9 protein-coding genes are annotated in these 9,905 nt (G+C 70.0%); 4 read left to right on the forward strand and 5 right to left on the reverse strand.

Annotated features, from left to right (window positions below; translation table 11 throughout):
* Positions 1-2,025 (reverse strand): alpha/beta hydrolase fold domain-containing protein (locus tag G3N61_RS35975; protein WP_205824750.1); only part of this gene is annotated, 2,025 nt, incomplete at its 3' end.
* Positions 2,012-3,727 carry a GMC family oxidoreductase N-terminal domain-containing protein gene (locus tag G3N61_RS35980; RefSeq protein ID WP_205824752.1) on the reverse strand — a complete coding sequence of 572 codons (1,716 nt, stop codon included), beginning with the start codon at positions 3,725-3,727 and terminating at the stop codon, positions 2,012-2,014. The genes G3N61_RS35980 and G3N61_RS35975, both read right to left, overlap by 14 nt.
* Before the next feature lie 309 nt (positions 3,728-4,036).
* Here G3N61_RS35980 and G3N61_RS35985 point away from each other — a divergent pair, with 309 nt between their 5' ends.
* The 3 genes from G3N61_RS35985 to G3N61_RS35995 all read left to right on the forward strand — a co-directional run bounded on the left by G3N61_RS35985 (position 4,037) and on the right by G3N61_RS35995 (position 6,974).
* A complete protein-coding gene (locus tag G3N61_RS35985; RefSeq protein WP_043178283.1) occupies positions 4,037-5,068 on the forward strand; it encodes an AraC family transcriptional regulator in 1,032 nt (343 codons plus the stop codon).
* A gap of 55 nt (positions 5,069-5,123) precedes the next feature.
* A complete protein-coding gene (locus tag G3N61_RS35990; RefSeq protein ID WP_089453615.1) occupies positions 5,124-5,633 on the forward strand; it encodes an N-acetyltransferase in 510 nt (169 codons plus the stop codon).
* Positions 5,634-5,711: 78 nt separating this feature from the next.
* On the forward strand, positions 5,712-6,974 hold the full coding sequence (locus G3N61_RS35995; RefSeq protein WP_205824754.1) for a YbfB/YjiJ family MFS transporter: 1,263 nt from the start codon (positions 5,712-5,714) through the stop codon (positions 6,972-6,974).
* A 20-nt stretch (positions 6,975-6,994) separates the two neighbouring features.
* On the opposite strand, the gene hpaC is transcribed toward G3N61_RS35995, so the two are convergent.
* Positions 6,995-7,540 carry a 4-hydroxyphenylacetate 3-monooxygenase, reductase component gene (hpaC, locus tag G3N61_RS36000; protein WP_043179186.1) on the reverse strand — a complete coding sequence of 182 codons (546 nt, stop codon included), beginning with the start codon at positions 7,538-7,540 and terminating at the stop codon, positions 6,995-6,997.
* Between the two features lie 353 nt (positions 7,541-7,893).
* Between hpaC and G3N61_RS36005 the strand changes: the two genes are divergently transcribed.
* On the forward strand, positions 7,894-8,526 hold the full coding sequence (locus G3N61_RS36005) for a response regulator (RefSeq protein WP_043178278.1): 633 nt from the start codon (positions 7,894-7,896) through the stop codon (positions 8,524-8,526).
* A gap of 46 nt (positions 8,527-8,572) precedes the next feature.
* On the opposite strand, the gene G3N61_RS36010 is transcribed toward G3N61_RS36005, so the two are convergent.
* Together G3N61_RS36010 and G3N61_RS36015 are read right to left on the reverse strand one after the other, a co-directional pair.
* A complete protein-coding gene (locus G3N61_RS36010) occupies positions 8,573-9,316 on the reverse strand; it encodes an SDR family oxidoreductase (protein WP_205824756.1) in 744 nt (247 codons plus the stop codon).
* Positions 9,317-9,375: 59 nt separating this feature from the next.
* Positions 9,376-9,905 (reverse strand): amidase family protein (locus G3N61_RS36015; RefSeq protein WP_241018068.1); only part of this gene is annotated, 530 nt, incomplete at its 5' end.

The following is a 9,905-nucleotide window of genomic DNA, read 5'->3' on the forward strand; positions in this document are numbered from 1 at the left end:
CGCGATGGCCAGTGCCAGCGCCAGCGCGCCGCCGGCCGAATCGCCCGCGATCACGATCCGGTGCGGCGCATGGCCTTGCGCGCGCATCGCGTCATAGACGGCCAGCGCATCGTCGAGCGCGGCCGGGCTCGGATGCTCGGGGGCCAGCCGGTAGTCGGGCACCCACACCGGCAGGCCGGCATCGTGCGCGAGCCGCGTCGTCACGCCGCGATGCGTATGCGGCCCGCCGAGACAGAATGCGCCGCCGTGCAGATAGAGGATCGCGCCGCCCGTGTCGCCGCGCTTCGGCGCAACGACTTCGACCGGCACGCGATGCGCGGACGTACGGTAGCGCAGCGTGCCGCCCGTGCCCGGCATCAGCGGCGACAGCAGCGCGACGACGCGGCGCTGCATGCGCGCGCCGAACGGCGGCCCGATCAGCGGCCGGAACGCGATGCGCAGGAAGCCGCGCAGCGATGCGGCGGCGAGGGCCTCCAGCCGTCCGGCGGGCGGCGCGACCACGACGTCGCGCGTCGGTGCGACCGATTCGGGCAGCGGATGCGTGAAGCGGTAGGCGGCCATCCCGGTGAAGCGGGTGATCCACCGGTAGGTCAGCGTGAAGCCCGGCCAGTTCGTGCTGTTGTGTCCCGACGCATCGACGTACCAGCTCTTGCAGCTGTTCCACACCGATCCTTCGAGCCGCTGCTGCACATGCACGTTGAAGCGCCGGTAGCGGCGCGTGTCGACGTCGATTTCGCGCGCGCCGTCGCGCTGCATCGTGCGCAGGCAGCGCATCACGTGCGCGATCTGGCTTTCGAGCATGTAGACGATCGAGTTGTGGCCGAGGTTGGTGTTCGGGCCGTACAGCATGAAGAAGTTCGGAAAACCGGGCACGGTGAGCCCGAGATACGCCTGCGCGCCGCGCCGCCATGCGTCGTTCAGGTCGAGCCCGTCGCGGCCCGTGATGCGCATCGGCGACAGGAACTCGGTCGCCGCGAACCCCGTGCCGTAGACGATCGCGTCGACCGGATGGTGCACGCCGTCGACGGTCTCGATGCCGTCCGCCGTGACGCGCCGGATCCGCTGCGTGACGAGCTCGACGTTGTCGCGGCTCATCGCGGCCAGGTAGTCGCTCGACAGCAGGATGCGCTTGCAGCCGATCGGATAGTCGGGCGTGAGCCGCGCACGCAGCACCGGGTCCGGCACGTCGCGCGCGAGCAGCTTGTGGAACGGCCGGCCGACCGCGACCTTCATGATCTTGTGCAGGCGCGTGAACGCGATCGCACGCGATTCGTAGCGCAGGTAGATCGACGCGCGATGCAGCTTCATTGCCCACGGCAGCCGGCGAAACAACGCCTTCTCCCACGGGCGGTACGCGCGGTCGGGGCGCGGCATCACGTAGGCCGGCGAACGCTGGAACACGACCAGGCGCTGCACGTCGCCGGCGATCGCGGGGACGAACTGGATCGCCGACGCGCCGGTGCCGACCACCGCGACGCGCTTGGCCGTAAGCGAATAGTCGTGATCCCAGTGCGCGGAGTGGAAGGCGCGGCCGCGGAACGTGTCGATGCCGGGCAGGTCGGGCATCGCGGGGCGGCTCAACTGGCCGGTGCCGCTGACGAGCACGGCGGCGCTCAGCGTCGTGCCGTCGGCGAGCGTGACGCGCCACAGCGCGGCGGCTTCGTCGTAGCGTGCTTGCTGGACTTCGGCGCCGAAGCGCAGGTAGCGCGCGAGGCCGTACTTGCGCGCGCAATGCTGCAGGTACGCATGGATTTCGGGCTGCGGCGCGAACACGCGCGACCACGCCGGATTGGGTTCGAACGAGAACGAGTACAGGTGCGAGGGCACGTCGCAGGCGGCGCCCGGGTAGCTGTTGTCGCGCCACACGCCGCCGACGTCGTGCGAGCGTTCGACGATCACGAAATCGTGGATGCCGGCGCGTTGCAGCGCGATCGCCATGCCGATGCCGGCGAAGCCGGCGCCGATGATGATCGCCGCGAGCGGTGCGGCGGATTCGGTCAGGCGGGTTGCGTCACGCGACGACATGGTGGGTTTCCTCTGGCTGGACGGCATCGTGCACGCTGCGCGATGCAGGAACGGGGTCAGGATTCGTCGTTATGCTGACGGTTTCGCCCTGCGGCCGAGCGGGCGTGCGGCACGTGCCGCGAATCAGGTCGACGGCCTTCTCGGCGATCATGATCGTCGGTGCGTTGGTGTTGCCGCCGATGAGCGTCGGCATGATCGATGCATCGACGATGCGCAGCCCCTGCAGGCCACGCACGCGCAGTTGCGGATCGACGACGGCGAGCGCGTCGTGCCCCATCCGGCACGTGCCGACCGGGTGATACACGGTGTCGGTGCGCCGCCGCAGCACGTCGCGGATTTCATCGTCGGTGTGGGCGTTCGCGGTGAACAGGTCCTGCGTGGTCCAGCCGGCAAGCGCCGGCGCTTCCATCAGCCGGCGCGTGAGGCGGAAGCCCGCGACCATGTCGTCGAGGTCGCGCGGATCGTCGAAGAACGCGGGGTCGATGCGCGGCGTCGCGAGCGGATCGGTGCCGTTGAGCGTGACCGAGCCGCGGCTGCGCGGCCGCAGCAGGCACACGTGGCATGACAGCCCGTGGCCGGCATGCAGCTTGCGCGCGTGATCGTCGACGAGCGCGACGACGAAGTGCAGCTGGATGTCCGGTGCATCGAGCTCGGCGCGGGTCTTCAGGAAGCCGCCGCCTTCCGCGAAATTCGACGTCAGCATCCCGCGCCGTTCGCGGCGAAAACGCGCAAGCTCGCGCAGCATGCGCAGGCCGCCGCGCGCGGACACGCCCATCGTGTCGACGCTGCGGGTGCGATAGCCGAAGATGAAATCCGGATGATCCTGCAGGTTGCGGCCGACGCCGGGCAGGTCGGCGTGCACGGCGATGCCGTGCTGCTGGAGTTCGCGGCCCGGGCCGACGCCCGACAGCATCAGCAGCTGCGGCGTCTGCAGCGCGCCGGCCGCGAGCACGACTTCCCGCCGTGCGCGCAGCGTGCGGACCTCGCCATGCTGCCGTACTTCGACGCCGATCGCGCGCGTGCCGTCGAACAGGATGCGCAGCACCTGCGCGTGCGTCTCGACCGTCAGGTTGTCGCGGCGGCCGACGTGCGGCAGCAGGTACGCGCGCGCCGCGCTCCACCGTTCGCCGTGCTTCTGCGTGACCTGGTAGAGACCGATGCCTTCCTGCTGCGCGCCGTTGAAATCGTCGGTGAGCGGCAGGCCGGCCTGCTGCGCGGCTTCCAGGTAGCGCGCATGGAACGGGTTGCCGGTGCGCAGGTCGCTCACCCACAGCGGGCCGTCGCGGCCGTGCCACGCGTCGTCGAAGCGCTCGTTGTGCTCGCTCAGGCGGAAGTACGGCAGCACGTCGTCGTAGCCCCAGCCTTCGTTGCCGAGCCCGGCCCAGCCATCGTAGTCGACGCGATGGCCGCGGATATAGACCATCGCATTGATGCCCGACGAACCGCCGAGCATCTTGCCGCGCGGCTGATAGCCGATGCGCCCGCCGAGGCCCGGCTGCGGCACCGTGTCGAAGGCCCAGTTGTTGATGCGGGTCGGCATCATCGCGACCGCGCCGGTCGGCACGTTGACGAGCGTGCCGTCGCCGCGGCCGCCGGCCTCGAGCACGCAGACGGTCACGGCCGGGTCTTCGGTCAGCCGCCCGGCGACGACGCAGCCGCCCGAACCGCCGCCGACGACGATGTAGTCGAAAGTCTTGCTCATGGAATCGTTCTCCGAGGGGCGATGGATCAGGCGGGGCACGGCGGCGCGCACCGGCGGGCGGGGCGTGGCGGGCGGATCGCGAGCGGCGGGGCGGGATCGCGGGCGAACGCGGCGCGCTGGCGTGCGAAGCGGGCTGCGGGATCGGTCGGGCGACGTTGTCGCATGGTGTCTCCTCCGGAGGGCGATGGGGTCGTTCGGATGACGACTGGATGACGCCGATGGTGCTGGCCGCATGGGAAAACACCAATGCTGCTTCGGGACAATTGTTTTAGTATTTGGGCCAAATTGGCGCTTCGAGGGTTTCTCCGCATGAGCTTCTGGGATTTCACCCGGAGTCCGGCCAGCGCCCGGCTGCTGGTCGATTTCGGCGACGAACGCGGTGTGCCGCACACGACGCTGCTGGCCGGCACCGGGCTCGCGGACGCGCAGCTCGACGATCCGAAGGTCGAGGTGACGGCGGCGCAGGAGCTGCGGCTGACCGGCAACCTGCTGCGCGCGCTCGGGCGCGCGCAGGGCCTCGGGTTCGAGGTAGGCCAGCGCTACCATTTCTCCGCCTACGGCGTGTGGGGCTACGGGCTGATCGCCAGCGCGAGCGCGCGCGACGCGCTCGCGCTGGCGATGCGCTTCCTGCCGCTCACCTATGCGTTCACCGTCATCACGTACCGCGAGGAAGACGGGACGTGCGTGCTCAATTTCGGCGCGCCGGAACTCGATGGCGCACTGAGCCGGTTCCTCGTCGAGCGCGACATGACGGCGGCGGCCGTGCTGCTGCAGGAAATCGGCGGCGACGCTTTCGCGTTGTCGCGCTTCACGGTGCAGGCGACGCGCGTGCCGTCCGCGCCGGTGCCGCGCATCGCCGGCGTTGAACCCGCTTTCTCGGCGCGCGCGAACAGTCTCGCCTTCGACCGCGTGTTTCTCGACCGGCTGCTGCCGCATGCGAATCCGCTGACGGTGTCGATGTGCGAGCAGATGTGCGGCCAGCTGCTCGACGCGCGACGCGCGCGCGTGGGCACGTCGGAGATGGTGCGCCAGTACCTGACCGCGACGCCCGGCTCCGCGCCGTTCTCGCTCGAGGACATGGCACGGCTGATGAACACGAGCCCGCGCACGCTCAAGCGCCGGCTGCAGGAGGAGGGCACGACGTTCCGGGCGCTGCTCGCGCAGGCGCGCGGCGCGATGGCAGAGACGCTGCTGGGCGATGCGCGCCTGTCGCTCGCGGAGGTGGCCGAGCGGCTCGGCTTCAGCGACCTGTCGAGTTTCTCGCAGGCATTCAAGCGCTGGTACGGCGTGCCGCCGGGCGCGTATCGCAGCGCGGCGCAACGGGACAGCGGCCATCCGTGAATCACGGTACGATCGCTGGCGTTCCTGCCGACATTCCAATCACGAGAGACACTGCATGATCACGATTCGCCCGATGACCCACGACGATTTCCCGCGCTTCTGGCCGAGCTACCGCGCCATCGTCGCTGCTCAGGAAACCTATGCATTCGATCCGGAGCCGACACCCGAGGCGGCGCGCGCGCTGTGGCTCGACGCGCCGCTCTGCACGTGGATCGCCGAAGAGGACGGCGTGGTGCTTGGCTCGTACTACCTGAAGGCGAATGCGGCCGGCCCCGGCAACCACGTGTGCAATTGCGGCTACATGGTGAGCGAGGCCGCGCGGGGCCGTGGCGTGGCGCGCCTGATGTGCGAGCACTCGCAGCAGGTCGCGCGCGAGCGCGGCTTCCTCGCGATGCAGTTCAATTCGGTGGTGTCGACGAACGAGGTGGCGGTCGCGCTGTGGCAGAAGCTGGGATTCGACATCGTCGGCCGCCTGCCGCGTGCGTACCGTCACGCGCGGCTCGGCTTCGTCGACTGCCTCGTGATGTATAAGTGGCTCGGCGACACGGGGGCCACTGAAGCCTGAGCACGCCGCGGTTTCGTCAGACGGCGAACGTGCTGTCTACCCGACAGCCGCCACACGAACAACGATGGAGACGACCCGATGCGCGTAGCGCCGCCACCGGAGCATGCCGTCCCGCCGCGGCGGGACGGCGGCGCGACCGGCCCCGACCGTGACCCCGATCGCATGGCCGCGTGGCGGCTCGCGATCGGCCTGTCGCTCGGCAGCGCGATCGCGCTCGGCCTCGCGCGCTTTTCGTACGCGCTGCTGCTGCCGCCGATGAAGGCCGATCTCGGCTGGACGTTCGCGCAGGCCGGCGCGCTGAACACCGCGAACGCGGCCGGCTACCTGGTCGGTGCACTCGCGTTTCCGTTGCTGTCGCGGCGCTGGCGAGCAGGCTCGCTGCTGGCGGCCGGATGCGTGCTGACCGCGTTGCTGATGGCCGCGTGCGGGGTCACGTCCGGCATGCATGCGCTGCTCGTGCAGCGGCTCGCGACCGGCGTCGGCAGCGCACTGATCTTCATCAGCGGCGGCGTGCTGGCCGCGCGGCTCGCGTCGGCGTCGCCGCGCGATGCGGGGCTGCTGCTCGGGCTCTACTACGGCGGCACGGGATGGGGCATCGTCGCATCGTCGCTGCTCGTGCCGGCCACGCTGACGCAGGGTGTCCATGGCTGGCAGCCCGCGTGGTTCGCGCTCGCGTGCGCGTGCGTGCTGTTTTCTGCGGTGGCCGTGTCGGCTGCACGCCGTATCGAGCACGTGCACGCGGCACCGACCGCGCCGCGTGATGGCGCGGTGCCGGCCGCGACCGCGAGCCCCGTGCGCTTCGCACTCGCGCTGGCCGGCTACGGCCTGTTCGGCGTAGGCTACATCGGCTACATGACGTTCATCGTCGCGCTGCTGCGCGGCGCGGGGATGAGCGGCACGGTGGTCGCCGCGTTCTACGTGATGCTCGGCGTCGCGACCGTCGTGTCGGCGCGGCTGTGGTCGGGCCTGCTCGACCGGATGCGTGGCGGCCAGGCGCTCGCGGTGCTCAACGCGCTGCTCGGCATTGCGACGCTGATGCCGGCGATGTTCGTGCATCCGGTAGCCGCGTTCGCGTCGGGCGTGCTGTTCGGCGCGACGTTCCTGTCGGCCGTCGCGTCGACGACGGCCTTCGTGCGTCACAACCTGCCGCCCGACGGCTGGGCGAAAGGGATCAGCGCGTTCACGACGGTCTTTGCGTTCGGGCAGATCGCCGGGCCGGTCGCGATCGGCTGGGTGTCGGACAGCGCGGGACTCGCGCGCGGGCTCGTGTATTCCGCGCTGACGCTGTTCGCGGGCGCCGCGCTTGCGGCCGGGCAGCGCGCGTTGCGGGCCGCCGCGTAGTCACGCGCGACACGCGCCATTCACCGCACGCAGGCCGTGCGCGACACGCGATGAAACGCACGGCTGAAGTAGATCAGGCTGTCGCCGTCGTCGCGTACGCGGATCGACGTCGCTTCGATGAACATCACCGAATGCGAGCCGACTTCCTTCATGTCGGCGATCGTGCCCTGCAGGCTCGCGAGCGCGTCGCGCAGCACGGGCACGTCCTGCTCGCCGCGATCCCACACAGGCAGATCGAAGCGCCGTTCCATCGACAGGTCGGTGAGCCCCGCGAAATGCCGCGCGAGTTGCTCGTGTTCGGCGGGCAGCACGTTGATGCAGACGTGGCGGTTGCGTTCGAACGTTGCACGCATCGCGCTCGACCGGTTGAGGCACACGAGCAGCGTCGGCGGCGTGTCGGTGACGGAACAGACGGCGCTCGCGGTGATCCCGCAGCGGCCGTGCGGCCCGGCGGTGGTGATCACGTTGACGGCCGCGCCGAGGTGGGCCATCGCCTGGCGGAAGGCCTTCTGCGCGTCGGTCGGTTCGACGCGAGCCGGTCGCTGGATATCGGTCGTGGAAGACATGGGCGCTCCTGAGTGGACGAAAGCGGCGGTCGTGCGGCGCTGCCGGTGCAGCGCCGGATCGCCGACGATGACCCAAGCGTACGTCGCGAAAATGCCCGCGACCATTCGCACGATTGACGATGGAGATGGCGTTCTCGCCAACGCGTCTAAAGGTTCTACCTAGATGCGCGGCGCGGCGCGCGAAAAAAATCGAGATTGCACGTCCGTGCGGCCCGTGAAGGGGTTTTCAGCGGGTTTTCGGCTCGTTATGATGTGCCGCACACCCCCAGCGAACGACGCGCGCGACGAGCCGGAACCCGGCCCCGTATGCGGCGCGTGCGATACCCATACCGATATTCAGTGAGACACCCGCGATGACGTCACCCGCACCGATCGTATACATCGTCGACGACGACAACGGCATGCGGACGTCGCTCGCGTGGCTGCTCGAATCGGTCGGCATCGCGTCCGAGGGATTCGCGAACGCCACCGATTTTCTCGCGCGCTTCGACGTGAACCTGCCGGCGTGCCTGGTGCTCGACGTCCGGATGCCGGAGAAGAGCGGCTTCGACGTGCAGGCCGAACTGAACGCGCGCGGCGCGACGCTGCCGGTGATCTTCGTCAGCGGGCACGGCGATATTCCGATGTCCGTGCGCGCGCTGCAGAACGGCGCGATCGATTTCGTCGAGAAACCGTACAACTCGCAACAGATGCTCGAGCGCGTGCAACGCGCGCTGCGGCTCGCGCAGCAACGGCATGCGGTCAGCCAGCGCCACCGCGAGCTGCGCCAGCGGCTCGATGCGCTGACCGCGCGCGAGAAGGAAGTGCTGCGCGGCGTGGTGGACGGCAAGGGCAGCAAGCAGATCGCGTCGGATCTGTCGATCAGCGTGAAGACCGTCGACGTGCATCGCGCGAGCATCAAGGAGAAGCTCGGCGCGACGTCGATCGCCGCGCTCGTGCGCGACGTGATGGTCGTGTGGGGCGACGACGGCGAGTCGTCGCGATAGGGCCTCGCCGGCGCTTCCGCGAAGCGCCGCACGCAACGCTCGACGCTCAGCGCATGTACAACCCGCCGTTGATGTCCCAGCACGCGCCGTTCGCGAAATGCGCGTCGCCCGACGCGAGCAGCACGGCCGCATCCGCAACGAAACCGGCCGAGCCGAGCTTGCCGCCCGGCAGGCTCGCGAGCACCTGGCGCAGTTTCTCCGGCGCGACGCTTTCATGGACGATCGGCAGATCGAGCGGGCCCGGCGAGATCGCGTTGACGGTCACGCCCTGTGCGGCGAGATCGCGCGCGAACACCTTGGTCAGCGTCAGCGTGCCGCCTTTCGCGGCCGCGTAGTGCGCGCCCGTCGCCGAGCCGCCGTTCTGCCCGGCGAGCGACGCGATGTTGACGATACGGCCCGCGCCGCGCGTCGCGAAGAACTGGCCGAACACCTGGCAGCCGAACAGCACGCTGCGCAGGTTCACGTCGATCACCTGGTCGAACTGCTCGGCCGTGATCTCCATCGCGGGCACGACCTTCGATGCGCCCGCGTTGTTCACCAGCACGTCGATCGTGCCCCAGCGCGCGACGAGCGCATCGCGCGCGGCTTCGAAATCGCGTTTCGACGTGACGTCGAGCGGCAGCGCGATCGCGCGTTCGCCGCTCGGGTCGAGTTCGCGTGCATGCGCCTGAATGGCGTCGGCGGCGATATCGGCCAGCGCGACGCGGTAGCCGGCCGCATGAAAGCGTTCGGCGATGACGGCGCCGAGCCCGCGCGCGGCGCCGGTGACGAGGACGACTCGGTCTGACATGGTGCGTGTATCCCTGGTTCGCGGGCGCGTGCAGCGTGCCGCCGCGCCCGCATCGTGGTTCATGCGGCGAGTGCCGCTTCGAAGTGTGCCGCGATCGCGCAGACCTGTTCGTCCGCGCCCTTGCGCCCGACGATCTGCAGGCCAGCGTTCAGCGGCGAACCGGCCAGCGGCAGCGGCAGGCTGAGCGCCGGATGGCCGCTCAGGTTGAACGGCCGGATCAGCGACGACATCGCGATCACCGATACGCCGTCGCGTGCCTGCTGCAGCGTGATCGGCAGCGCGGGCAGCGTCGGCAGCACGAGCACGTCCGCGTGTTCGAGCGCGGCGTCGACCTGCGCGGTGAAGCGTGCGCGGACGGCTTCGGCTTCCGCGAGGGCGGCAGGTGTCGTCGTGGCGGCCGTGCGCAAGCGCGCATCGAGATCGGCGCCGAGCTGGCCGGTCGCGACCAGATGGCCGAACGCGCGCGACGTTTCCGCGTTGATCACGGTGAGCCCCGCCGCGAATGACGCGGGCATTTCGTCGAGCACGACCGCGTGCGAACGCAGGCCCGACGCGCGCACGGCCGCGTCGAGCGCGGCGGCGATCGCCG

Source organism: Burkholderia sp. Ac-20349, from assembly GCF_017104865.1.
In the GTDB taxonomy this organism is placed as follows: domain Bacteria; phylum Pseudomonadota; class Gammaproteobacteria; order Burkholderiales; family Burkholderiaceae; genus Burkholderia; species Burkholderia aenigmatica.